This is a genomic window from Arthrobacter ramosus (assembly GCF_039535095.1).
Lineage (GTDB): Bacteria > Actinomycetota > Actinomycetes > Actinomycetales > Micrococcaceae > Arthrobacter > Arthrobacter ramosus.
In genome coordinates, this window is sequence record NZ_BAAAWN010000001.1 from 257,703 (window position 1) to 281,508 (window position 23,806).

Below are 23,806 nucleotides of genomic sequence, written 5' to 3' on the forward strand. Positions count from 1 at the left end.
CAGCCGAACGCTGGCGCGTCACGGCCGCCGCGCGCACACTTAGCCTGTGAAGCCGTTTCTCCTGCTCGCATCTCGCGCCGAAGACGCCGCCGCCGAGGAAGAGTACCAGGCGTATCTTCATTTTGGAGGGCTCGCTCCCGAGCAACTGCAACGCATCCGAATGGAGGTGGCGCCCCTCCCGCCGCTTGAGCTCTCCGACTATTCCGGAGTGATTGTGGGTGGCAGCCCCTTCACCTCGAGCGACCCGCCGGAACACAAGAGCCCGGTCCAGAAAAGGGTGGAGAAAGAACTCGCGCAGCTGCTGGACACGATTGTTGCCGCCGACTTTCCCTTTCTGGGGGCCTGCTATGGGGTCGGAACCCTGGGACTTCACCAAGGGGCTGTGATTGACCGTACCTATGGTGAAGGACTCGGCGGGGTAACCATCAAACTCACAGCGGAGGGCCTCCAAGACCCGCTCCTCCAAGGCATGTCCGAGCGTTTTGTCGCCTTTACCGGCCATAAGGAAGCCTGCACGGTCCTGCCAGGACATGCGGTGTTGCTTGCCGGCTCGGCCGCCTGCCCGGTGCAGATGTTCCGGATCAAGAGGAACCTTTACGCCACTCAATTCCATCCGGAGCTCGACGCCGAGGGGCTCGTCACGCGAATCGACACGTATCGCCACGCTGGATACTTTCCGCCCGAGGCTGCTGAACAGCTGATGGCAGACGCCCGGAAGATCACGGCCACCGAACCGATGAAGATCCTCGGCAACTTTGTCCGCCGATACGCGATTCCCCAATAACGTCGGGGGAATGAAGCACAATGGGCCCATGACTTTTGCAAATGTGGGAAGCCTCGGCACGAAACCCGGCCAGCGCGACGCCGTCGTCTCCATCCTTCTCAGACCGAAACCGGAGCTCCGGGGCGCGGGCTGCCTGCTCTACGAGGTGGGCGTCAACGAAGAATCGCCGGACACGGTCTTTGTCTGCGAACTATGGGAATCGGCAGAAGCGCACCAAGGATCGCTGCAGCTGGACAGCGTCCGGGCCGCCATAAGTGAGGCAATGCCGCTGCTGTCCGGAGAGATGGGCGGCACCCGGTTCACGGTATTGGGCTCACCGCTCCGAAACCCCTGATATTCATCCAGGCGACACGTGGCTGACGGACAGGATTTTCATAGCTCTTACATAGCTGCAGTAGCTACGGTTGGTTCATTATGGAAGAGCAAGAGCCCCGTCGTCCCGGCCAAGGGTCCGGACGAAAGAGAAGTCGGTGGAACCGCTGGAGTCCCCGCCGACGTCGATCGGCCTTGCTGGCGGCCTTCGCGGGCATTCTGGCACTGACCCTGACGGCCACGGTTTACTCGGCCGCGCATGCCCGCTCATCCGTCCCCCATGCTGTATCGGCGGTAGCCGGCGCCACGCCGTCGGCAGCTGTTCCAGCCGCATCCCCGACGGCTGCATCCCCGACGACGGCGGCCGCCGCACCGTCGTCGACCGCGGCCGAGGCGCCGACTGCCGCTCCAGCCGTCGCGGCTCCCGCAGCTGCGGCGCCGGCTGCTTCGGGTAGCGGAGTGACCCCCGCGTTGGACTCCGAGATCAACGGCATCATCAACGCCAACAGCCAGTACCAGATCGGCGTCACCCTGATCGACTTATCTGACGGCTCAAGCCATCAGTACGGGGTCCAAGCGCCATTCGAGGCAGCAAGCACCGCCAAAGTCCTGGCTGCCGCAGCGTACTATCACCTTGTCGAAACGGGCGCAGTGTCCCTTGACGATCCCTTGGGCGAGTACACAGCCGGATTCCAGATCAAGGAGATGATCCAGAACAGCGACAACGACTCCTGGTCCCTGATCATGGATGCGGTCGGTTATTCGGAACTGCAGTCCTATGCCGCATCGATCGGCGTCAGCTACGACCCGATGAACAACACTCTGACTCCAAGCGAAATGGCCAGCATCATGGCCGGCCTCTACGGCGGGAAGCTCCTGAACCAGCAGGACACCGCACAGTTGTTGTCCTATATGCAGAACACCAACTACGAGTCACTCATCCCCGCCGCAGTGCCGGCCGGAATCACTGTTTTCCACAAGTACGGACTGCTCGACGACGAACTCCACGACGCCAGCATCCTCACCAACGGGACCAACTCCTACGCATTCGTGGTCTACACCAAAGGCCAGGACGAGAGCGATATCCCCGCCCGCACCGACATCTTCCACCAGCTCACCCAGGCTGTGGTGAATGGTCTGTTCTAAAGGGACCTGGCCCGATCTTCAGCATCACGACGCCGGCCGCGCAGTCAGACTGACTGCGCGGCCGGCGTCCTTGTTCCCTTATGGGCGCTGAGCGCCTGTAGAAGTGCTATCTATATGTCTCCCTTCTTCATGGGGTCGGGCCAATTTCCTATCAATCGGTTATGGTCCTGCATGGTCTTCTCCTGACTAAGACGGTGTTCTGCGCGATGCGGCGCAATTGGTCGTGCCTGCCAAAAGGGCAGGGGCGGCCTGATCAGTCGGGAGAGGAACCAGGATCGAATGCAGGTTCGGCTGAGGGGCTTTGCCGGCGATCGGGGATCGGGCCATGGCGGGGTGGCGGTGCCAGCGCACGTTGTTCCGGCAGATCTGCAGCGCCGTAGGCGGCCGAGCCACCCTGCGACTCCGACGTCGATCCAGACTCTTGTGAGGGCGCCGCCGGAGGGACCTGTCTGGCGGGCGGAGCGCCACCCGGAACTGGCGACATTTCCGCCGTCGCCAGCATTTCCGGGGGCAGGACAACAAGTGTACGAGGGCTCGTGCTGGCAAGTATGGTGGGCGCGGTCAGCGCAGCGACGGATCCGGCGCGCAAGGGATCGACGGGGATAGCTGGAACGCTTGGTCCGTGAGGCGGCAGTACTCCGGGCACCGGCGGCAATGCCGGCACGGAAGGCGGCTCGGGCAATGGCGGGAGTTCCCCGATCGTGTTCTCGACCACGGGCGGCACAGCGTCGACGACTCCAACCACTGGCGTCAAGACCTGCTCCGTTAGCTGATTGACAACGGTCTTAGGAACTGTGGCCAACGGACCGGGGCTTGGAACCACGGACGGGACGTGGTCGACGATCGGCCCTACGGGATCGGTGAGGGGAACCGGTGGCAGTGAAACCGAAGGTGTCGGGACAGCCGGAATCGTCGGCAGAAGGTCTGTGGCCTGCGAAGGACCGGCCAGCCACAGCAACCACGCCAATGCGCCGAAAACGGCGAGAAGAACGGGCCGAACCAAAGAAACGCCACGGCACCCCAGATACCCAGCCAAACACTCCACCTCCCCAGTGCGGTGTTTGGAAACTAACGTACGCCCGTCCGGGGCGGCAGTCCATAGCTAAGCATGCTTAGCGCCCGAACTCCGGAAGGATCGCCAGATGGGACGCGGCGTCGACATCGGGGCGGAGATCCCGGTCCTGGACGTCGGCGGGCAACGATAGACCGGCGTTGAAGGCTTTTCGGAACCGCGGACTCGCGAATTCTCCGGGTGTCCGGCCTTGCAGCCTCAGTGCCCGTGACGCGCAAAGGAATTCAACACCAACAACCGTTGCAAGCGCCCGGACGGTGGAATCCAGCCGGGAGGTGGACACACTCGCGAAACTTGCATCTTCTTCAGCGCCCAAGGACAGGACCACCGTTTGTAGGCTCACCGGCTGAGCGTTGGCTCGAATATGGCCCACCGCTGCGGCCGCCACATATTCCAGCATCATGACGCCGGACTGGCCGGAGTCGTCGACCGCAAGGAACCTGTGGAGGCCCGTGTACGCGGGATCGCATAACCGGCTGATCCTTCCAAGCGCGTTGGTGCATGCTGCGCCAAGTGCCAACTGCAACCCGTCAATCCGCCGGGCGAGAGTGGACATCTGGAAGAGGCCGTGGTGCGCCACACCGTTGCTGCCATCTTCCACGGAGCCGAAGACCATGGGGTTCTCGTGGCCTGCAACCACCAGACGCTCCAAGACGAGCTTCAGCGCGTCGAGTTCTTCCACTACAGCGCCTAGTGCGTGTGGAAGCATGCGCAGAGAATACGGGTCCTGAATACGTGCGGGCTTGCCATGCCCTGATACCAGTCCCTGAAGGGTTGTAGCCACATCTGCCAGTGCGTCCGATTCTGCCGCCTTTGCGACTTCCGGGGCGAACGCTTCGGAGTTTCCTGACATGGCAGCGAATGTCAGTGCGCTGACCGTCGTGAGGTTCTCCAGCAGGGTCGCTAGCCTCTGATGCGCCAGGACGGCCTGGGCGATGGTAAGCGCGCTGGAGCTGATGAAGGGCAGCGCATCCTCGGTCGCCCAAGTCTCCAATGGCACCGGCACTTTCTTGCCGTCCATGGTGGGCCGCTCACCGAGGAGGGTGAGAGCCGTTCCCGCCAGGGCGGGAAGATCTGCGGTTCCTATACCGCCGAATTCCCGTACTTCCGGCAGGGTATCGGCGTTGAGCATCTCCGAAACGGCGTCGGCTACAGCCGGGTTGATCCCGGATGCGCCGGCTGCGAGTTGGGAGAGCCTGATGGTCAGCATCGCCCGGACGGTCTCGCGGTCAAGGGCCCGTCCGGCATCGACGGCATGGCTCCGCAACAAGTTGAGACCGTGGGTGTCGACCTCAGTGTCCGCTTGGTTGAGGGTCACGGAGCGGTTAGCGCCTACGCCTGTGGACCGACCATAAACCGGCCGTGCCTGTGCCGTCGCGCGGGCGGAGCGCTGGGACGCCGTCATGCGTTCAACGGCCGACGGCGCCAGCGTCACTTTATGGCGGCCTCCTGCTACCGCTACGATGTCGCCGAGCTCAAGCCGGCGTCCGTCAATTTCGATCATGGGAGTGATTCTTTCTCAGATGGGTGGTTGTCGGGTCTGGTTAGCGGGTTTCTTCCATGGGGATGCGGACGCCGCGTTCGTGGGCGACTTCGATGGCGCGGTCGTAGCCGGCGTCGGCGTGGCGGATGACGCCCATGCCGGGGTCGTTGGTGAGGAGGCGTTCGAGTTTCCGGGCGGCGAGCTCGGTGCCGTCGGCGACGGAGACCTGGCCGGTGTGGATGGAGCGGCCGATGCCCACGCCGCCGCCGTGGTGGATGGAGACCCAGGTGGCGCCGGAGGAGGCGGCGGTCAGGGCGTTCAGCAGGGGCCAGTCGGCGATCGCGTCGGAGCCGTCCTTCATGGACTCGGTTTCCCGGTAGGGGGAGGCCACGGAGCCGGAGTCCAGGTGGTCCCGGCCGATCACGATGGGGGCCTTGACCTTGCCTTCGGCCACGAGCTGGTTGAAGAGCAGCCCGGCCTTGGCGCGTTCGCCGTAGCCCAGCCAGCAGATCCTCGCCGGGAGGCCTTCGAATTCGACCCGTTCCTGTGCCGCGTCGAGCCATTTGTGCAGGTGGGTGTTCTCCGGGAAGAGTTCCTTGATGGCCTTGTCGGTCACGGCGATGTCTTCGGGGTCACCGGAAAGCGCGACCCAGCGGAACGGGCCCAGGCCCTCGCAGAACAGGGGCCGGATGTAGGCCGGGACGAAGCCGGGGAACTCGAAGGCCCGGTCATAGCCGCCCTTGCGGGCTTCGTCGCGGATGGAGTTGCCGTAGTCGAAGACCTCGGCGCCGGCGTCCTGGAACTCGACCATGGCCTGGACGTGCTTGGCCATGGAGGCCTGGGCCTTCTTCGTGAACCCTTCCGGGTCGGCTTCGGCCTCGGTGTGCCACTCGGCCACGGTGATGCCCTCGGGCAGGTAGGACAACGGGTCGTGCGCGGAGGTCTGGTCGGTCACGACGTCGATGCTGATTTCCCCGGCCCGGTGGCGGGCCAGCAGTTCCGGGAAGACCTCGGCGGCGTTGCCGACATAGCCGACGGACCAGCCGCGGCGCTCGTCCTTGGCGGCCTGGACCTTGGCGATCGCGGCGTCCAGGTCGGTTTCGACCTCGTCCAGGTAGCGTTTGCCGACGCGGCGGCGCAGCCGGGACTCGTCCACGTCCACGATCAGGCAGGCCCCGTCGTTCAGGGTCACGGCCAAAGGCTGCGCCCCGCCCATGCCCCCGCACCCGCCGGTCAGGGTCAGCGTCCCGGCCAACGGTCCCTCCGTGGAGCCTTCCGCGGCGGCTGCCAGGCGGCCTTCGGCCCGGAGTTTGTTCCCGACCGCGGCGAAGGTCTCGTAGGTGCCCTGCAGGATGCCCTGGGTGCCGATGTAGATCCAGGACCCGGCGGTCATCTGCCCGTACATCATCAGGCCCTCGGCCTCGAGGCGGCGGAACTCGGGCCACGTCGCCCAGTCACCCACCAGGTTCGAGTTCGCCAGCAACACCCGCGGCGCCCATTCGTTCGTGCGGAACACCCCGACGGGCTTGCCCGACTGGACCAGCAGGGTTTCGTCCTTCTCCAGGGTCTCCAGGGTCCGGGTGATCGCGTCGAACGCGGCCCAGGACCGGGCGGCCCGGCCCGTGCCGCCGTACACGACCAGGTCATCCGGGCGCTCGGCGACCTCCGGGTCCAGGTTGTTCATCAACATGCGCAACGGCGCTTCGGTCTGCCAGCTCTTGGCGGTCAGCTCGGTGCCGCGGGCGGCCCGGACAGGACGGGCTCCGGTAGTGAAATCGGCGGGTGCCATTCTTCGTACTCCTTAGTCTTTTGGACTAGTTGCTTCTTGCTCGAACTAGACCAGGTTCTTGGACTTGAGCCAGTCCTGGGCGATTTGTCCCATGTCCTCGAACTTGGCGGTCCTGCCGTTCATCTGGATCAGATCATCGGTGGTCAACGCGGCGGACACCTTGTCCAGCACGCTCTTGACGGTGTCGCTGGCCTTCTTCTGGTTGATGATGGGAAAGACATTCTGGGCGGTGAACAGATTCTTGTTGTCCTCGAGGGGGACCAGATGGTTCTCGGCAATAGCCGGGTCCGTGCTGAAGAGGTCAGCTGCCTGTACCTGGCCGGAAAGGAGAGCGTTCAGCGTGAGCGGACCGCCGGCGTCGAGCGCTGAGAATTCCTTGAAGTCAAGGTTGTAAACGGACTTCAGTCCGGCAACACCGTTGACGCGGGTCTTCCACTCCGGGGGGCCGCCGAGGACGAGATCCTTGGCAACCGGCTGGAGGTCGCTGATGGACTTCAGGTTGTACTTGTCGGCGATTTCCTTCTTTACGGTCAGGACGTCGTTGTCCTGTGCCTTGGAAGCCGTCAGCTGGGTTAGCCCTGACGGGATTTTGGTGCTCAGTTCCTTTGTCACGTCGTCCGGTGACGAGGCCTTCGTGGCGGGGTCCAGGTATTGGAGGAGTGATCCGCTGTATTCGGGCATGAGGTCGATGGAACCGTCCTTCAGCGCGGGGATGGTGACTTCGCGGCTGCCGATGCTGGGCTTTTCGGTGACCTTGACGCCCTTGGCCTTGAGGGCCTCGGCGTAGATCTTGGCAATGAGTTGGCTTTCCGGGAAGTCCGCGGAGCCGACGACGATGCTGTCCGTGGATACTGCGGCCTGGGAGTTGTTGTTGGAGGAACTCATGGGATCCCCGCCGCCACAAGCGCTCAGGGCGATGGCGGTGGCTGCCGCCAGGGCGAAACCGCTCAGGTACTTTTTCATGTCAATTCTCTCTGGGGAGGGCCGTCGCAGGGCATGCGGTGGCCAAATGGGGGTTGGTTTTGCGGGTGCCGGGCAGGACGCCCGGCGCCGGATGAAACGGGAGAGTCGCTTAGACCGTGACAGGGGTGTTCACGGTGTCAGCCGCAGCGGCCGGGGCGGCCGCCTTGACTGTGCGCCGGGTCAGTCCGGGTGAGACGACCCTGCGGGTGATGAAGGCGAGCAATTGGTCGAAGAACAGGGCCAACAGCGCAACCAGCACGGCCCCGGCAACCATCTGGCTGTAGTCGTTCTGGGCCTTGCCGTCGATCAGCAGCCGTCCAAGGCCGCCGAGCGAAATGTACGCGGCGATGGTCGCCGTCGAGATGATCTGCAGCAGTGCGCTGCGGACGCCGGACAGCATGAGGGGGAGCGAGCAAGGGAGCTGGATGTCCGTGAGGATCTTCATGGTGCGGAAGCCCATGCCCTTGGCGGCATCGACGGCGGCAGCATCCACCGCGCGGACGCCGGCATAAGTGTTGGTCAGGATGGGCGGGACCGCGAGGAGCACCAGGACAATGAGGCTCGGCAGGATATAGCCCATCTTGGACGGGAAAGCCGGCGAGATCAGCATCACCAGGAGGATCAGCAGGCCCACGCTGGGGAGGGCGCGGAGGGCGTTGGCCAGGCCTGCGATCATGAAGACACCCTTGCCTGTGACTCCGATGTAGATGCCGAGCGGAACTGCGATGATGGCCGCGACGACGAGGGCGATGAGGGAATAGAGGAGGTGCTCCCCGATCAAGGTGGGGATGCCGTCGGCGCCGCTCCAGTGCGCGGGATTGAACAAATAGTTGATCATGATGCCACCACCTTGGGGGTCCACGGTGTCAGCCACCGGTTGAGGAGGATGATCAGTCCGTCAAGGATCATTGCCAGGACCACGCAGAGGATGATGCCGGCGATGATCGGGGTGAAGAACCGCAACTGGAAGCCTTGGGTGAAGAGCGAGCCGAGCTGCGGGATACCTAGCAACGCTGCCACGGAAACGAGGCTCACGTTGGAGACCGCCGCGACGCGGAGCCCTGCGCTGATGACCGGGACGCCTACAGGAAGCTCCACTTTCACCAGGCTCTGGTACCCCCGGTAGCCCATGGCCTTGGCCGCTTGGACTGTGTCTTCCGGTACGGAATCGAGGGCATCAGCCACCACGCGTACCAGCAGCGCCACGGTGTAGATGGTCAGTGCTGCCACGATGTTGAGCGGGTCCAGGATCTTGGTGCCAAGGACCAGCGGCAACAAGACGAACAGGGCGAGGGACGGGACCGTGTACAGCAGGCCCGCCACGCCCACCAGAAGGGGATAGATCCGGCGGCTGCGGTGCGCCCACCAACCAAGGGGGAGTGCGATCAGCAGACCCAGGATGAGGGGAGTGACGGCGAGCAGCACATGCCAGCCGAGGAGGAAGACGATGTTGTCGGACTGGCGGCCCAGCCATTCAAAGTTCATCGCGCCGTCTCCAAGTGCGGTTCCGCCTCGATCGCCTTGACGACGTCGGTGGCCGTCACTGTGCCGATGAGCTCGCCGTGTTCATTGACGACGACGCCGCGCCGGCTGGGGGAGGAAAGCGCTGCGTCGAGCAACTGGCGCATGGTCCCGGACGATGATGCGGAGGTGCCGCTGAGGTTAAGGTGCTCCCTCTTGAGTTCGCCCTTGATGAGATCGGCTTGTGCCCAGCCGAGCGGTTTCCGGCCGCCGTCGACCACCAGCACCCAGGCTCCTGTGGCCTTGCTCTGTGCCTCGGCGGCGGAGGCGCCAAGGGCGACCACAGCTTCTTCGGCAACAGCTACCGTGCCGGCCGCGTTGGTGAAACCGAGGGAGCGGTAGCCACGGTCACGTCCGACGAAGTCGGCCACGAATTCGTCCGCCGGGGAAGTCAGCAGCTCCGACGGCGTCGCCATCTGGGCGAGCTTTCCGCCGACGCGCATCACGGCAACCTGGTCGCCGAGCTTGAGAGCCTCGTCGATGTCGTGGGTGACCATGATGATCGTCTTGCCGATCTCGCGCTGAAGCCGGAGGAATTCCTCCTGGAGCTGCGCGCGGACTACCGGGTCAACGGCGCTGAAGGGTTCGTCCATGAGCATGAAGGCCGGATCCGAAGCCAAGGCCCGGGCCACGCCCACGCGCTGCTGCTGTCCGCCCGACAACTGCCACGGGTAGCGCTTGGCGAAGCTCGCGGGGAGTCCGACGCGCTCCATGAGTTCGAGGGCTTTCATGCGGGCCTTCTGCCTGCTCTCGCCGAGAAGTACAGGCATTGTTGCCACGTTGTCGACGATGGTGCGGTGTGGGAAGAGGCCTGCGTGCTGGATGACGTAGCCGATCCGGCGGCGCAGCAGCGCTGCGTCCATGCCCGACGTCGGCTGGTCATCAAGGAAGATGGTTCCGCTGGTGGGTTCGATGAGCCGGTTGATCATCCTCAGCGAAGTGGTCTTGCCACACCCGGACGGGCCAACCAGGATGGTCAACTTGCCGGTGGGCGCTTCGAGGTTCAGGCCGTCGACGGCGACCGTCCCGTCCGGGTACGCCTTGGTGACATTTTCGAACTTGATCATTTCTTTTCCATGCTTTCCTGGGGCACTTCATGGTTTCCGGAGGGTTCCACGAGGATGTTGTTCGCCACCCTCGCCAGTTCCTCGCCAAATGTCTGGGCCTTCGCCTCGTCCAAGCGGTAGCTCGGCACGACAATGCTGAGGGCTGCCACGGTGCGGCCGCCGATCACAATGGGTGCGGCGACGGCCGTGATGTCGTCTTCTACGCCGCTCCGCACGATGGCGAAGCCGCGGCCGTTCTGCCCGCCGGTAAGGACCTTCCCAGCGGCGGATCCTTCCAGCGGAATGCTCCTGCCGACCCAGCTGGTGTGCCGGACAGAGCGGGTTCCTTCGACTATGGCGATGTAGATTCCGGTTTCCCCAGGACCAGGAATGCTCAAATAGCAGGACTCGCCTGTTTCGGCCACCAGCCTCTTCATATGCGGCGCGCACAGAGATACGAGGGATTCCTGTCCCAGCGCGAGTGCTCCCAACTGGATCACGCTGGCACCGGGACGGAAGTTTCCGCTCGGGTCCCGCTTCACGAAGCCGCTGCCCTCCAGCGTGCGGAGAAGGCGGAGTGCGGTGCTGGCCGACAAGTCAACAACGCGTGCGGCGTCACTCAAGCTGATGGCGCCATCGGTACAGACCGCGCTCAGGAGGGCCAACGCCCTTTCGACCGTCCGGGTGGAAGAGTCTGCTGCCACTGACTGACCTGCTTTCAAGTGGTCTGGATCACCATGTCTTGCCACTAAGTAAAAATGAACTTTCATCGAATGGCAAGAGATTTCGTGAAATTACCTGAGATTCCGGGATTTGAGACGCCCAATGGGAACAAGCCGTTTCGGCCGTGTTTCAGGACTGTTAATTGTCATGGTTCTGCACTCGGGGTCTTGTCATTGGATGACATGTGGTTTTTACTTGGTGGCAGTCTTCATTAATCGGAGGAACACGTGGAAACCGTCAATCAGCTCCTTGGCTCAATCAAGGACGTGGGCCGCGATGCGGTGCGCGGAGGATACTCAAGGGCTGTCTACTCGACGCCCGAGCTCGACCTCAGGCAGTGGTTCATCGAACAAGCCCAACAGCGCGGCCTCGGAGTCGAAACCGACCGCAACGGCATTATCTGGGCCTGGTGGGGAAAGCCCCAGGACGGTGCGCTTGTCACTGGCAGCCACCTCGACTCCGTCCCGGGAGGAGGGGCCTTTGATGGGCCGCTTGGCGTCGCGTCCGCACTCACCGCCGTCGATGTCCTCGTTTCCCGCGGTCTCGAGCCGGGGCGTTCCCTGGCCATCACGGTCTTCCCGGAAGAGGAAGGATCCCGCTTTGGCGTGGCCTGCTTGGGCTCGCGGCTCCTGACCGGTGCCATCGACGTCGACAAGGCGCTGAACCTGCGCGACGTCGACGGCAACACTTTCGCCGACGTCGCCCGGCGCAATGGTCTGGATCCCCGGCACGTCGGTCCAGATCCGGAAGCCATGGCCCGAATCGGCGACTTCGTCGAACTGCATGTGGAACAGGGAAAGGGACTGGGCCAAGGCGGGCCGGCCATCGCCGTCGGAAGCTCCATCCTGGGCCACGGCCGCTGGAAGCTCAGCGTCAGCGGCCAAGGCAACCATGCCGGGACCACTCTCATGGCCGACCGCGCCGATCCGATGGTCGCGGCCGCGCAGATCGTTGTTGCCGTCCGCGACACTGCGGCGGGGCAACCGGATGCCAGAGCCACAGTCGGGCGCTTGACTCCGGTTCCCGGCGGCACCAACGTGATTGCCTCCCGCGTCGATCTGTGGCTTGACGCCCGCCATCCCGACGACGCCGTGACGGCGCAACTGATCGAATCGATTTACAGCGCGGCCCGGGAAATCGCGGCAGGGGAGGGATGCGCCGTCACCCTCACTGAGGAGTCCTACAGCGATACCGTGCATTTTGATCCCGTCCTCAGCCGACGCATCGGGGAGCTTCTGCCGGGCGCGCCGGTGCTGGCAACCGGCGCCGGGCACGACGCCGGAGTCTTGGCTGGACATGTCCCCTCGGCGATGCTTTTCGTCCGCAACCCGAGCGGAATCTCGCATTCCCCGGAAGAATACGTGGCCGACGAGGACGCCTCGGCCGGCGCCGCTGCCCTCGCGGACGTTCTGGAGGGACTCCTGTGAGCGGGTTCTGGTGTGAGACCGCCTTGGTGAACGCCGACGGCGGCAGCGCTGTTGTAGCCGCCGGTGTTCGGCTGGAAGTGCACGAGGGCCGCATCTCTGCGATCTCCACCGCGGTCCAGCCCGAAACCGGTGACCAGACATTGAACGGCGTCGTCTTCCCCGCCGCGGCCAACGCCCATTCGCACGCTTTTCACCGGATCCTGCGCGGACGGACGCATGACGGGCGCGGTGACTTCTGGGTCTGGCGGGAGCAAATGTACCGGAGCGCCGCGGAACTTACCCCGGAGAAATACGAGAAGCTCGCCACGGCAGTCTTCACCGAAATGGTGGTCTCGGGCTTCAGCAGCGTGGCCGAGTTCCACTACGTCCACCACCAGCCAGAAGGAACGCCATACCCGGAGCCGCACGCGATGGAACTGGCGTTGGCCAGGGCGGCCATGGCGACCGGGATTCGTCTGACATTGCTGGACACCCTGTACCTCGCGGGAGGCATCGGGACGCCGCTCAGCCCGGAACAGGCACGGTTTGGCGACGCCGATGCCCAAGCCTGGTTGGATCGGCTCGCGTCACTGCGGGCCGAGGTGGTGCGGAGCTTTCCGCCGGAAATGGTTGGTGTGGGGGCCGCACTGCATTCCGTCCGCGGAGTGCCCGAGGAGGCGCTCAAGACCGTCGCACAGCAACTGCCTGCCGATATCCCGCTCCACATCCACCTCAGCGAACAACCGGCCGAGAACGAGGCGTGCCTGCAGGCCTATGGCGTCACCCCCGCTGGACTCCTTGCCCGGCACGGCCTGGTGTCCCGGCGGCTCTCCGCCGTCCACGCGACCCACCTGACGCCGGAAGACATCCAGCTCCTCGGGGATGCGGGAGCCACGGTGGTGATGTGTCCCAGCACTGAAGCCGATCTCGCCGACGGGATCGGACCGGCACGCGCACTGTCCGACGCCGGCTCGACCATCGCGTTGGGCACCGACCAACACGCCGTGATCGATCCCTGGGTTGAAATGCGCACCTTGGAACACGGAGAACGCCTCGGCTCCGGCCAGCGGGGCAGGTTCTCACCCCAGGAACTGCTGCACGCGGCCACCATCGGCGCAACCGCATCCATGGCCACGCCCATTGCGTCGGCGCTGGAAGTCGGCGCAATCTGCGACCTCATGGCCGTGGCTCCGGATTCGGTGCGGACCGCCGGTTCCATGCCCCAGCAGTTCGCGTTCAGCGCGACGGCGAGCGACGTCACCGCCGTCGTGATCGCTGGCGAACTGGTGGCTTCGAACGGCGTCCATGTTCGGCTGGGTTCTCCGGGGAGCCTGCTCACCGAGGCGTTGAAGGAGTTTTCCTGAGGCGCTTTTCCTCAGGCGCGCCACGCCTGGGCGTCACGCCGAGCAAGTTTTTGGAGGCGCCGCCGGCGCTCCACCCCGGAATTCCGGGGCGCTTGGATGCCGAAGCCGCCAAAAGATTGCGTGGCGTGACAGCCATGCGGCCACCATGCCCAGCCAACTGACGAACCGCCTTGGCGCTTGGCTCACTTTTCTGGATGCGCACGGCATAGAAGGCTTGTCCGGCAGTGGATTCGACTGGATCGGCATCGACCTGCAACACGGCACTGCCACCCTGGACGGACTTCCGGGGTTGCTCCGCGCGTGCGAACTCAACCGTACGCCTGCTCTGGTGCGCACGTCCGGGCACAGCGCGGCTGAGATCGGCCGTGCCCTCGACGCCGGAGCGGCCGGCGTCGTCGTCCCCATGGTCGAGTCCGCGGCCCAAGCCGCGGCGATTGCCGATGCCTGCACCTTTCCGCCAGCGGGTGTCCGCAGTTCCGGGGCTTCACGATCTGCGATCGCGGCGCCTTCGCTGCTTCAGCCCGAAGGGAAAGTGCTGTGCCTGGCCCTTTCGCTCGCACCGGAATAGGCTCACCGACTCAGACGCTGCGGGCCTTCACCGGCGGACGCATGTATGTGGTGCGGCTTGGCCGCACGCCCAGCCGGACGCTGCTTTCGAGCCAGCTGACAGCGGCACCGGTGGGATCCACCACCGGTACGTACGTGCCGTTCTCTTCCAGCCGACGCTGAAGTGCAGCAGCCACCCCAAGCATTCCGGTGCAACCGAGCACAATGACATCGGCCTCGCCCTTGGCTACGGCCTCGGAGGCCTCCGCATGGAGGCGGTCCAGGAGCAGTTCGTGGTCCTCCAGACCGAGCACCGGCAAGTCCACAACGCGGATGCAGCCGATCCGCTCGCTCAAGCCGTACCGCCGGGTGAGGCTGCGCAGCATCGGCAAGACGTTGGGGAGCACAGTGATGATGCCGACCCTTTCGCCCAAGCTCAATGCGTGGAGGACTGCCGGTTCGAAGCCGCCAACCACCGGGTAGTCCGCAATTTCCCGCGCCGCGTGCACCGCCGGATCGCCGAAGCAGGTAACAAACACGGCATCGACGCCGTCGCTGCTTGCCTCGTCGATCCGGTCGAGGATGCCCGGTGCGGCGAGGGCTTCGTCGTACTCGGACTCGATGCTTGCTGTACCGCGGGCCAGGGCGACGACGTCGAAGGTCGTCCCGTGAGAAACCCAGGCGGTGATCTCAGCCCCGACCGACTGGGCAAAGGTGTCGCCGATGACGGGGACTATGACTCGAAGATGCATGACAGATCCTCCTGTAGGGGTACATGTGCTGGCAACACTAGGTCCCCCGTTCACTACCCGGAACGGGCAGCGAGCACTGCGAATACGGGATGACTGTGCGGGTTGCCCTGAACTGTCGGAACCCTTAACCGTGCTCGGTCTCGATGCTGCGGCAGGCCAATTGAAGTGCCAGCCGCTGGTTGGGATCATCCAGATCCACGCCCAGGCGCTCGCGGAGGCGGTGCAGGCGTGCCGTGACGGTGTTGCGGTGTAGGCCCAGAACGATGCTCGTGGTGGACACCGAGCCCCCGGCCTCAAGGTAGGCCTGCAAGGTGCGCAGGAGTTGGCCGCCGTCTACGCCTTTGAGCGGGGCCAACGCGGTCTCGGCGAAAGCCCGCAAGATCTCGGAATCCTGCCACGCAGCCAGAAGCCTCGCGACGCCGAGCTCATCGATGTGCTCGGCCGCAGGACGGTATTCGTGCGTCCTCGCCAATGTTGCTGCGTCGCGGGCCTCCAGGAGGGTGCTGGCCAACCCGCCGGGTCCGTGATGAACGCGCCCCACTCCGGCCACCACCTCCCAGTGCGCGGGCAGCTGGGCCAGCATGAGGCGTACCGAACGCAAGACCCGGCGGCCATCCGACGACGGCGGTTCGGTGGCGCTGCTGATCCAAACTGTCCACCCATCACCGCGGTCCACCACGGGGCCTATGAGCTTTTGGGCCGCAAGGGCGTTCCGAAGCTTCCTCATCGACGTGACCGGATCATCCCGCAAAGGATCCGGCACCCTGGCGGTCCGGACCAAATGAATTCCCACGTGCCAGTCCTGGAGCCGCCAACCTGCGGACAGCGCGCGTTCCACGACATCCTGGCTGACTACGCCTTGCCCAGCGATCAGGTCCGCGAGAAGGCGGCCGTGGAACACGGAATCCCTTTCGGCTGCTACCCGCTGGCTAATGAGCCATGCTCGGACATAAGGTTCGGCAACCGCCAGGGCACTGGCGGTGGCAATGCGCTCGTGTTCGTTGCTGGCGGCTGTGTGGGACGCGAGCCAAGCGGCGGCCTGCGTGGAGCCCGGCTCGGTCACGGGATGGATCAGAATCTGTCCGTCGGCGGAGGGATCGCTGTGCTGCGGGACGGTCAGGTCCAGCCTGAGCGTGGAAGGCAGGCTGATGGGTTCCCCGTGGATCGCACTCCCGTCTGATGAGAGCAACCAGACCGATTGGGACAACGCCAAGCCCAACGCGGCCAGAATGTCTTCTGCCGTTGTCTTAGTGCTGAGGCGGCGGACGACGTCCTCGATAAGCCTGGCCCTCTGCACTTCCGGTGCACGGACCCGGATGGTGAGCCGGTGGAGCAGGTCCACGAGGTCGGCTCCCACAACGGACAGCACAGGGATGCCAAGACGGTCGGCAAGGCGGAGGGTGGAGAGCAGGGGTGGTTGTTCCTCGGAGGCGATCAGCAGGGCGGCGACGCCAGCCGATTCGGCCCGCCGGACGAGGGCCTCCAGGCGGTAGGACGGCGTCACCGCTGCCGCGGCGCACACCATGAGGTGACCGTTCGCCGTCGTCGCGAGCTCCCCGCTGTACCAGCTCAAGTCCCGGACGGGACGATCGAGTCCTTGCCTGCCGGCGACGACGACGGCGGCGGCGAGCACCGTTTCGGTGAGGAGATCCCGCACGCTGACCGGCGCGTACCCGGCGGTCATCGGGTGGCCTCCGGCTGGCCGGCGTCGATCCCGAAAGCGGTGAGTCCGATCAGTCCTTCAACACCGTCCGGCCAACCCGGAATCGGCGGGAGCCGCAGCAGGGCGATGGATTGTCCCGAACGGAGCCTGTCCGGCGGAACGGGAACAAAGGTCACGGGGTCCAGCACCGCCAGGACGTCGGGTGCGGACGCTCGGGAAACGCCGTCGATGGCCACGTTCAGGTATTCGTCGAGCATGTCCAGCCTCAGGATGTGCCCGGCTGAGCGATCAGTGAGCGTGAGGCTGCCGGGGAGGTCGCCGCGCCGGGGCCGGATCTCGTCCACCCTGCCCTCGCACAGCAGCTCGCCACCCAGCCGCTTGGCGAGCTGCGAAACGCTAAGTCCGGCCGAGGCAACCAGGGCCTGCCCAAGGGCAAGGCAGCCGCTGAGCGAGCCGGGGAGGCCGAGTGCTGCCAAGGTGCCGGCCCGGCACGGGTAGAGAGCCACCGCGGCGGCCCCACCGAGGGCGGCAACGTTGGCGCGCATGATCCGGTCCGCCGCATCGATGGAAGCGGATTCAATAATGACGGAGTCTCCAGCCGGCCCCACCACTGCCATGGGCGTGGCCGGGTGGCCTGCGGCGGCGAGGGTTGTCTGGCTGATCCGGGGGAAAGCCCGGCCCATGAGGTCGCCGTCCACCACGGGAAGCCCGAGCACTTGCGCGGCAACCAAAGGGATAAGGGCGTTCAGCCCGCCAATTTCGATCACGCCAATGGCACCAACGCGTTGGCGCAGGGCACCTGCCAGCGCGGTAACAGCGTTGGCAAAGTCTTCCCCGCCCGGTGGCCGCTCCGCGACGACGTCCGGCGCCCCGGCGAGCCCGACATGGACCACCACCATGTCCGGCGGCAAATCACCGGCCGCCACCAGGCGGGCGCGCCCTCTGCTTTGGAGCGCATGCCGCAAAAGCCGGGCCCCGACGGCGACGTCCCCGCCGCCGCCGGAACCCAGCAGACCTGCTCCCGCGGCCAGCGCGGATACGTCGTCCGCGCCCAGATAGCGCTCCACCGGTACTCGTTGCATCACGGCAGAACTGGCACGGGATAGGTCCTCATGGTGATCATTGTGGCACGCTGATTCAGGCGATTGGCACGTACTCGTGGTCGTAACCGAAGTAGCCCGGTCCCACTAGTTCGAGCGCCGCATCGGTGCGCCAGCGGGGGTCGCACGGGGCAGCGAGGACCGTGACCCGGACACCGTAGCGGAGCATCTCCGTGGTGACTGGTTCGCCGGAATCCGTGTCCAGGACACAGATGAGATCCGGGACGCTGGCTACCACTTCGCCGTCGTGCCGCGCCACGAGGTGTTCGTTTTGGAAGGCGAGTTCGAAGCGCGAGCCTAGGTCCTCGCCAACGCCATCCAAGTGTGCCTCGCCTCGTGCGAAACCGGCCTCCGTCTTGCGCTGGATGTCCACGATCTTGCCGGTGAACAGCTTCTTGCCGCGCAGCAGCTCCGTGGCCACCGCGACGGGATCCCGGTGCTGCTCGCGGGCTTCTCGGATTCCGGTTCCCAGCCGTTCGCACAAAGTGATGGTTCCGGGAACCATGAGCTCCTTGATTTGCCTACCGGTCAAAACATAAAGGCTGACGGCGGCCGTGCAGCCCATCTCCACTGTGATTGCGCGGGCCAAGCGCTCGGCCCAGGCATTGTCAACGGTCTGCAAGGTAATCGCGTTGCCGCGTTCGTCCGCCATGGTCATGGGGCTGGCATGAACGCCGCTGAGCGTGGGCAGGACCATCTGGAGCTCGGGGAAGGCTCGGCCCATGGCATCGGCGTCAACCAGGGGCAAACCCAGTTCTGCCGCGGCAATAAAGGGAGTCACGGAGTTCAGGCCGCCAGCCTCGATGGACACGGTGTGCGTGACGCGCTTGCCGATCAGCTGCGCGACGGCGCGGAGGGCGTTGGTTGCTTCGTCGCCTGCTGGCATTTTCTCCAGCATCACGGTGGGAGCGCCCATGAGGGCAACAGGGACGACGACGGCGTCGTCCGGCAACTCGTCGACGTCGAGCAGGGTCACCGGACCGTGCTGGCGCAGTGCCTGTTCGGCCAGGAGACGGCCCACATAGGGATCGCCGCCGCCGCCCGTGCCCAGCACCGCGGCTCCGCGGGCGATGTCCGACATTTGGGTTTCATCAATTTCACGCATTGTTGCCTCCAAGAGCCAGGTTGCCGACTGCCTTGACCCGGATACGCGTGGCGTTGCCGGGCAAGTACGCCAGGGGAACTTCTTCGATGTCCACGATCGAGACCGAATCGGGGCGTGCACCGGCGGCGATGGCACGGTCGGTGGCTTCCTGCCGCGCGGCGTCGAGCACTGAATCGCGGCTGCCGGGATCCACGGAGAACACCCGGTCGACTTCGCCGCCCACCTGCGCAATAGCCGCACCAATCGCATTGGCAACGGAACCATGCTCGGGCCGCAGGACTGCCGAGGCACCGGCCAGGTTGTCCGGAACGAGGAAGCCACCGCCGCCGACGACCACCACGGGCACAGGTTCGGCCGACGTCCGCATGCGGTCAACGGTTTCAGCAGTCCGCGTAGCGATGCTTTCCAAGGCGGCCCGCACCATTGCGGGGTCAAGCCCTGCCACGCGGTCCTTGTCGCCGAGCTGGATCAGGCCAGCGGCCGCGGCAACGTCGGTGGCCGTCAGGGTGTCTCCGCCGAATAGCAGGGCCCGTTCGGTCAGCGCGTAGCCGACGCTGCCCGGACCCACTTCGACCTTTCCGTCGAACGAACGGACCAGGCTGCCGCCGCCGATGCCAATGGACAGCACGTCAGGCATGCGGAAGTTCGTCTGGACCCCCGCGACTGCGACGTCGGTGGACGCCTCGCGGGGGAAGCCTGACTGGAGGATGCCGACGTCGGTCGTGGTGCCGCCGACGTCGACCACCGCGCAGTCCTGCTCACCGGAGAGGAACGCGGCCCCGCGCATGGAGTTGGTGGGACCGGACGCGAACGTGGCCACCGGGTACCTGCGGGCGTAGTCGATGTCCATCAGGGTGCCATCGTTCTGGCTGAGGTATACCGGAGCGCTGATGCCGGCTTCGGCAACGGTGCGGCTCAGGCCCGACGTGACGTGATCCGCAAGGTCGCGGAGTGCCGCGTTGATGATGGTGGCATTCTCGCGGCCGAGCAGGCCCATCCGTCCGATCTCGTGGGAGAGGCTGACGGACAGTTCCGGGTATTCGCTGTCCACGATCTGTGCTGCCCGCAGCTCGAACTCGGCATTGATGGGGGAAAACACCGAGGACAGGGCGATGGAGCGGGCCCCCGCATCCGCGACCTTGTCCAGGACTTCCCGGAACTCGCGCTCGTCGAAGGGGCTGATCTGGCGGCCGTCGTACTCGTGGCCGCCGTGACAGAGGTAGCTGTGTCCGCCGAGGACATCCACCAAGCGGCGCGGCCAGTCCACCAGGGGCGGCAGAGCCCGGGTAGCCGGAAGTCCGAAGCGGATGGCCGCCGTCGGGGTCAGGTTCTTGCCCTCCACGAGTGCGTTGATGAAGTGCGTCGTGCCGATCATGACGGCAACTACGTCGGCGGGATCGAAGCTGGCCGCTTCTCGGAGTTGCCGCAGGGCGCTGACGATTCCGCTGGTGACGTCTTCGGTGGTGTGGGTCTTGGTGGCAGCCAGGACGCTGCTGCCATTCATGAGGACGGCGTCGGTATTGGTGCCGCCGACGTCTATGCCGATGCGCATCATGGTTGATTCTCCTTTGATTTCAGGTTCAGGTTCAGGGGCAGCCGGGTCCGACGTCAGGGGGCGGCCCTAGGATGCGGCAGGTTCCGGGACCGAAGCGGGTTCGTGGTCCGGGTAGGTCTTGGTGCTGCCGATGCCCCGGATCAGGCCAAGTCGCCCTGCGACGGCGTAGAGGATGAAGGCTATGAAGAGGGAATTGATGGACGGCAGTCCCCAAGCCGCGAAGTATCCGATGACGGAGGCGAGTACCCAGATCACGATCGTGGCGGGTACCCAGGCGGGGGCATGCTCAGGCAAACGGCCGATCTTGTGGCTGGATTCTAGTTCAGGGCGCCATTTTCGGACCACGAAATACTCGGCCACCATGATGCCCGCGATGGGCGGGAAGACCACGCCGAGCAGGATAAGGAAGTCCGTGAAATGTCCCAGGATTCCGGCTGCGCCCAAGACCGTGCCGATGAGGCCGACCGTGAGGGTGACGGCCCCGCGATGCAGTTTGCGTTTCATGGTGCGGTCGGCAAAGTTGACGATGCCCAAGGACGCTGCGTAGAGGTTCCAGTCGTTGATCTTGAGCGTCGCGGTGATGACGATCAGCGTGCCGATGAAGCCCGATGTCGATGTCACGATCGCTACGACGTCGTTGGTCTTGAGTGCCAATGCCAGGAGGACGCCGATGAGGCCGATGACGTACTCGCCCAGGGTGATGCCGAGGACGGTCTGCTTGACGACGTCCTTGGCGGAGCGGTTGAAGCGGGACATGTCCGGCGTAATGACCGCGCCAACGATGAAGCCGCCTGCCACGATCGTCGTCCCCTGGATGAGTGTGAGTGTGGGTCCCCCGGGTTGTGCCGTGAGGAGATCGCCCAGGCTGTGCTTAGACAATTCGGCAATGATGGACCAGCCTGCGAGCAAGAGGAACGCCGGTACTGCGACGTACGCGGTCCAGGCCATGGATGCCATTCCGAACATGACAATCAGGGTGACCAGCACGCCGAATACCAGGGCCCATGCCCACGCGGGCAGGACTCCGACGAGGTTGGCCAACCCCTGCGCGGAGACGGCGTTCTGGATGCCGAACCAGCCGATGGCGCTCAGGCTGATGGCGATGCCGATCAACGATGAACCGGTTCCGCCGAAGCCTGTCCAGCGGGCAAGCACCGACGTCGACAGGCCTTCGCGCTGTCCGGCGATACCGGTGAAGATGGTGACGATTTCAAGGATGACCGAGCCAAGCGTGATAGCGAGGACCGCGCTCCAGAAGTCCATGCCGAAGCCGAGGGTGGCGCCCAGCAAGAAGCTCGCCAGGGAACTGAGCTGGCCGAAGCGTTGGGTCGCTACGGAGAACCAGTGAAAGCGTGCGGATGCGGGAACCCGTTCAAGTGCATAGTCATCGTGGCCGACTGCTGTTGCCATCGGGACCTCCAAGGATTGTGGTTGGGGAGGTCTTTAAGATATGCCTGAATGTGGGACGCATCACTGGGCGTGATGCCCTGTTTACGAACGGTAACAGGGCATCACGCATCTGCCGCCACCAAGACGCCCGCTCACTTTATATGTGAGCGAGCGTTCAGGGGGCGCGCTACTTCAACCCCGAACGGACGAAGGCATCCACCACGTATCGCTGCAGGAAGATGTAGATCAGGAAGATCGGCAGGCACGCTAGCGAGGACGCTGCCATGATGGCGCCCCAGTTGTTGCCTTCGGCGCCAAGGAACCCGCGGATGCCTACCTGGATGAGGGCATCGGACTTCTGCATGATCAGTGAGGGCCACAAGTATTCGTTCCAGGCGCTGATGAACAGCATGATCCCAAGGGCCGCCAGCGCTGGACGGAGGTTCGGAACCACCACTTCCCACAGCGTCCTCCATGACGACCGCCCATCCATCTGGCTCGCGTCCAGGAGGTCCTTGGGGAAGGCCTCGAGGTGCTGGCGCAGCATCATCACCGCGAAGGCCGAACACAACTGCGGGATGACGACGCCGGTGATGGTGTTGAGAAGGCCCATTTGGGACACCAACAAGTAGTTGGGAATCATCGTGACCTGGAAAGGCACCAGCCAGGACCCCACAAACAACAGATACAAGGCTTTCTTTCCGACAAAGTCCCAACGCGCGAAGCCGTATGAAGCCAGGATGGCCACGAGCAATTGGGACACCGCCAACGTCAGTGCCATGCCGAAGGTATTCGCCAGCATGCCCGCGATGGGGATGGTCTTCAGGACGTACTGGAAGTTCTCAGGACTCAGCGGTCCCGGCAACGGGTTGGTGGACAGGGCGTCCGACGACGGCCGGAATGCCGTGACGAACATCCAGTAGATGGGGAAGATCGAGACGACCGCCAAGGCGATCAGGAGAACGTGGCTGGGTACTAACCGCAAAAACCCAAGCCGCATGCGTCCGCGCCCGGCGGCGGGGGCCGTCGTCGTCGGCCCTGAAACTTTCGTCGGCCCTGAAAGCGGAGCATCAGCGGAACCAGGCTGGGCCGGCGGGGCGATGGTAATGAAGGCCATGGTGGTTCTTTCTAGTTGTCGTAGAAGCTGAGTCGCTCCGAGAGTTCCACGAAGACCAGGGCAATCAGCCCGAATCCGAGGAAGAAGAGCGTGCCGGCCGCGGAGGACAGGCCGGCGTCGAAGTTCCTGAAGCCGAACTGGTACAGCAGGTAGTAGATGTTGGTGGACGAATTGCCCGGACCGCCCTGCGTCACGAGGTCGATGATGGGATATGTCCACTGCGCGGACAGCAGGATGGTCATGAGCGAGAGGAACACCAGGCTCGGCGAAAGCAGCGGGATGATGATCCGCCACGTGATCTGCCTGCCGTTGGCGCCGTCGATCGATGCGGCGGCGGCATAGTCAGGACTGATGCCGGCCAGTCCGGCAGAAACCACCAGCACGCCGAAGCCGAGCATCTGCCAGCCGACAATCACGATCACCGCGATCATCGAACTGTCGGGATCGCGGAACACGTTGCCCATCGGTGCGCCCAGGGCGGCGGCGATCGCGGGAATAGTTCCGCCTTCAGGAGCGAACAGCCAACGCCAAATGGCGCTGCTGGCCACAGGCGTGATGAGGAAGGGAACGAAGATCAGTGCCTGGTAGGCAGTGCGGGCCTTGCCTTGGACCTTGCGCGACAGCAGCGCGAATACGAGCGGCAAGGCAACGGAAATTCCCAGGAACGCCAGGATGTACAAGCCGGTGTTCATCAGCGCCTGGTGCAGTTCGGGCAGGCTCAGGACCTTCGCGTACTTCTGCACGTCAACATATTGTTTGGGCTTGGTGGGGATCAGGTTCCAGTCGTTGAAGGACAGGTTGACGGTCTGTCCGAGCGGCCAGTACGTCCACACGAGAAGCAGGACCACGGCGGGCAGGATGTAGAGGTAGGGGCTCAGGGCGCGGCGCTTGGGGCGCCGATTAGCCGAGAGCCCTGCCGGGCCGGCAGGGGCTATGCCCGTTGCCGGCCCGGCGGTCTCGATGAACATTC

Annotated in this window: 22 protein-coding genes; 6 read left to right on the top strand and 16 right to left on the bottom strand. The window is 64.7% G+C overall.

Annotation, left to right across the window (positions count from 1 at the left end):
* Window positions 1-46: 46 nt before the first annotated feature.
* The 3 genes from ABD742_RS01260 to ABD742_RS01270 all read left to right on the top strand — a co-directional run bounded on the left by ABD742_RS01260 (window position 47) and on the right by ABD742_RS01270 (window position 2,242).
* Window positions 47-784: a glutamine amidotransferase gene (locus ABD742_RS01260; RefSeq protein ID WP_234754295.1), complete on the top strand. Its 738-nt coding sequence runs from the start codon at window positions 47-49 to the stop codon at window positions 782-784.
* Window positions 785-812: 28 nt separating this feature from the next.
* Window positions 813-1,118, top strand: coding sequence for a putative quinol monooxygenase (locus ABD742_RS01265; protein WP_234754291.1), 306 nt, complete (start codon window positions 813-815; stop codon window positions 1,116-1,118).
* 173 nt (window positions 1,119-1,291) lie between these two features.
* On the top strand, window positions 1,292-2,242 hold the full coding sequence (locus ABD742_RS01270; protein WP_344786969.1) for a serine hydrolase: 951 nt from the start codon (window positions 1,292-1,294) through the stop codon (window positions 2,240-2,242).
* 253 nt (window positions 2,243-2,495) lie between these two features.
* Here the strand turns inward: ABD742_RS01270 and ABD742_RS01275 are convergent, their stop codons facing one another.
* The 8 genes from ABD742_RS01275 to ABD742_RS01310 all read right to left on the bottom strand — a co-directional run bounded on the left by ABD742_RS01275 (window position 2,496) and on the right by ABD742_RS01310 (window position 10,865).
* Window positions 2,496-3,245: a hypothetical protein gene (locus ABD742_RS01275; RefSeq protein ID WP_234754287.1), complete on the bottom strand. Its 750-nt coding sequence runs from the start codon at window positions 3,243-3,245 to the stop codon at window positions 2,496-2,498.
* 109 nt (window positions 3,246-3,354) lie between these two features.
* On the bottom strand, window positions 3,355-4,818 hold the full coding sequence (locus ABD742_RS01280; RefSeq protein ID WP_234754285.1) for an aromatic amino acid ammonia-lyase: 1,464 nt from the start codon (window positions 4,816-4,818) through the stop codon (window positions 3,355-3,357).
* 40 nt (window positions 4,819-4,858) lie between these two features.
* A complete protein-coding gene (locus tag ABD742_RS01285; protein ID WP_344786972.1) occupies window positions 4,859-6,586 on the bottom strand; it encodes a urocanate hydratase in 1,728 nt (575 codons plus the stop codon).
* Between the two features lie 45 nt (window positions 6,587-6,631).
* Window positions 6,632-7,549 carry an ABC transporter substrate-binding protein gene (locus ABD742_RS01290; RefSeq protein WP_234753286.1) on the bottom strand — a complete coding sequence of 306 codons (918 nt, stop codon included), beginning with the start codon at window positions 7,547-7,549 and terminating at the stop codon, window positions 6,632-6,634.
* A 109-nt stretch (window positions 7,550-7,658) separates the two neighbouring features.
* Window positions 7,659-8,387, bottom strand: a complete 729-nt coding sequence (locus ABD742_RS01295) for an ABC transporter permease (protein ID WP_234753287.1) — start codon at window positions 8,385-8,387, stop codon at window positions 7,659-7,661.
* Window positions 8,384-9,034: an ABC transporter permease gene (locus ABD742_RS01300; protein ID WP_059389395.1), complete on the bottom strand. Its 651-nt coding sequence runs from the start codon at window positions 9,032-9,034 to the stop codon at window positions 8,384-8,386. The genes ABD742_RS01295 and ABD742_RS01300 overlap by 4 nt, the downstream gene beginning before the upstream one ends.
* Window positions 9,031-10,137 carry an ABC transporter ATP-binding protein gene (locus ABD742_RS01305; protein ID WP_234753288.1) on the bottom strand — a complete coding sequence of 369 codons (1,107 nt, stop codon included), beginning with the start codon at window positions 10,135-10,137 and terminating at the stop codon, window positions 9,031-9,033. The genes ABD742_RS01300 and ABD742_RS01305 overlap by 4 nt, the downstream gene beginning before the upstream one ends.
* The gene (locus tag ABD742_RS01310) at window positions 10,134-10,865 is read right to left on the bottom strand and encodes an IclR family transcriptional regulator (protein ID WP_372460972.1); all 732 of its coding nucleotides are present in this window, start codon (window positions 10,863-10,865) and stop codon (window positions 10,134-10,136) included. The genes ABD742_RS01305 and ABD742_RS01310 overlap by 4 nt, the downstream gene beginning before the upstream one ends.
* A 201-nt stretch (window positions 10,866-11,066) precedes the next feature.
* Between ABD742_RS01310 and ABD742_RS01315 the strand changes: the two genes are divergently transcribed.
* The 3 genes from ABD742_RS01315 (at window position 11,067) to ABD742_RS01325 (ending at window position 14,177) form a co-directional block, all read left to right on the top strand.
* Window positions 11,067-12,266, top strand: a complete 1,200-nt coding sequence (locus ABD742_RS01315) for an allantoate amidohydrolase (protein WP_234753290.1) — start codon at window positions 11,067-11,069, stop codon at window positions 12,264-12,266.
* Window positions 12,263-13,609, top strand: coding sequence for a formimidoylglutamate deiminase (locus ABD742_RS01320; protein WP_234753291.1), 1,347 nt, complete (start codon window positions 12,263-12,265; stop codon window positions 13,607-13,609). Before ABD742_RS01315 ends, ABD742_RS01320 begins: the two co-directional genes overlap by 4 nt.
* A gap of 145 nt (window positions 13,610-13,754) precedes the next feature.
* Complete coding sequence (locus ABD742_RS01325; RefSeq protein ID WP_234753292.1) at window positions 13,755-14,177, top strand: aldolase/citrate lyase family protein; 423 nt, start codon at window positions 13,755-13,757, stop codon at window positions 14,175-14,177.
* Between the two features lie 10 nt (window positions 14,178-14,187).
* On the opposite strand, the gene ABD742_RS01330 is transcribed toward ABD742_RS01325, so the two are convergent.
* The 8 genes from ABD742_RS01330 to ABD742_RS01365 form a co-directional block, all read right to left on the bottom strand.
* Window positions 14,188-14,907, bottom strand: a complete 720-nt coding sequence (locus ABD742_RS01330; RefSeq protein ID WP_234753293.1) for an aspartate/glutamate racemase family protein — start codon at window positions 14,905-14,907, stop codon at window positions 14,188-14,190.
* 124 nt (window positions 14,908-15,031) lie between these two features.
* Window positions 15,032-16,591, bottom strand: coding sequence for a helix-turn-helix domain-containing protein (locus tag ABD742_RS01335; protein WP_234753294.1), 1,560 nt, complete (start codon window positions 16,589-16,591; stop codon window positions 15,032-15,034).
* Complete coding sequence (locus tag ABD742_RS01340; protein ID WP_344786982.1) at window positions 16,588-17,637, bottom strand: DUF917 domain-containing protein; 1,050 nt, start codon at window positions 17,635-17,637, stop codon at window positions 16,588-16,590. Before ABD742_RS01340 ends, ABD742_RS01335 begins: the two co-directional genes overlap by 4 nt.
* Window positions 17,638-17,707: 70 nt before the next feature.
* Window positions 17,708-18,775, bottom strand: a complete 1,068-nt coding sequence (locus ABD742_RS01345; protein ID WP_234753295.1) for an S-methyl thiohydantoin desulfurase family protein — start codon at window positions 18,773-18,775, stop codon at window positions 17,708-17,710.
* Entirely contained in the window at window positions 18,768-20,327 is a 1,560-nt protein-coding gene (locus tag ABD742_RS01350; RefSeq protein ID WP_234753449.1) for a hydantoinase/oxoprolinase family protein, read from the bottom strand. The genes ABD742_RS01345 and ABD742_RS01350 overlap by 8 nt, the downstream gene beginning before the upstream one ends.
* A 69-nt stretch (window positions 20,328-20,396) precedes the next feature.
* Window positions 20,397-21,740 carry a purine-cytosine permease family protein gene (locus ABD742_RS01355; protein ID WP_234753296.1) on the bottom strand — a complete coding sequence of 448 codons (1,344 nt, stop codon included), beginning with the start codon at window positions 21,738-21,740 and terminating at the stop codon, window positions 20,397-20,399.
* A gap of 166 nt (window positions 21,741-21,906) precedes the next feature.
* Window positions 21,907-22,836, bottom strand: a complete 930-nt coding sequence (locus ABD742_RS01360) for a carbohydrate ABC transporter permease (protein WP_234753297.1) — start codon at window positions 22,834-22,836, stop codon at window positions 21,907-21,909.
* Between the two features lie 11 nt (window positions 22,837-22,847).
* On the bottom strand, window positions 22,848-23,804 hold the full coding sequence (locus ABD742_RS01365) for a carbohydrate ABC transporter permease (RefSeq protein ID WP_234753298.1): 957 nt from the start codon (window positions 23,802-23,804) through the stop codon (window positions 22,848-22,850).
* Window positions 23,805-23,806: the final 2 nt, after the last annotated feature.

Excerpts from the sequence above, each read along its gene's own strand:
- ABD742_RS01265 (WP_234754291.1), top strand. The coding sequence starts at position 813 with ATGACTTTTGCAAATGTGGGAAGCCTCGGCACGAAACCCGGCCAGCGC.
- ABD742_RS01280 (WP_234754285.1), bottom strand. The coding sequence starts at position 4,818 with ATGATCGAAATTGACGGACGCCGGCTTGAGCTCGGCGACATCGTAGCG.
- ABD742_RS01285 (WP_344786972.1), bottom strand. The coding sequence starts at position 6,586 with ATGGCACCCGCCGATTTCACTACCGGAGCCCGTCCTGTCCGGGCCGCC.
- ABD742_RS01290 (WP_234753286.1), bottom strand. The coding sequence starts at position 7,549 with ATGAAAAAGTACCTGAGCGGTTTCGCCCTGGCGGCAGCCACCGCCATC.
- ABD742_RS01295 (WP_234753287.1), bottom strand. The coding sequence starts at position 8,387 with ATGATCAACTATTTGTTCAATCCCGCGCACTGGAGCGGCGCCGACGGC.
- ABD742_RS01300 (WP_059389395.1), bottom strand. The coding sequence starts at position 9,034 with ATGAACTTTGAATGGCTGGGCCGCCAGTCCGACAACATCGTCTTCCTC.
- ABD742_RS01305 (WP_234753288.1), bottom strand. The coding sequence starts at position 10,137 with ATGATCAAGTTCGAAAATGTCACCAAGGCGTACCCGGACGGGACGGTC.
- ABD742_RS01325 (WP_234753292.1), top strand. The coding sequence starts at position 13,755 with ATGCCCAGCCAACTGACGAACCGCCTTGGCGCTTGGCTCACTTTTCTG.
- ABD742_RS01330 (WP_234753293.1), bottom strand. The coding sequence starts at position 14,907 with ATGCATCTTCGAGTCATAGTCCCCGTCATCGGCGACACCTTTGCCCAG.
- ABD742_RS01335 (WP_234753294.1), bottom strand. The coding sequence starts at position 16,591 with ATGACCGCCGGGTACGCGCCGGTCAGCGTGCGGGATCTCCTCACCGAA.
- ABD742_RS01345 (WP_234753295.1), bottom strand. The coding sequence starts at position 18,775 with ATGCGTGAAATTGATGAAACCCAAATGTCGGACATCGCCCGCGGAGCC.
- ABD742_RS01350 (WP_234753449.1), bottom strand. The coding sequence starts at position 20,327 with ATGCGCATCGGCATAGACGTCGGCGGCACCAATACCGACGCCGTCCTC.
- ABD742_RS01355 (WP_234753296.1), bottom strand. The coding sequence starts at position 21,740 with ATGGCAACAGCAGTCGGCCACGATGACTATGCACTTGAACGGGTTCCC.
- ABD742_RS01360 (WP_234753297.1), bottom strand. The coding sequence starts at position 22,836 with ATGGCCTTCATTACCATCGCCCCGCCGGCCCAGCCTGGTTCCGCTGAT.
- ABD742_RS01365 (WP_234753298.1), bottom strand. The coding sequence starts at position 23,804 with ATGTTCATCGAGACCGCCGGGCCGGCAACGGGCATAGCCCCTGCCGGC.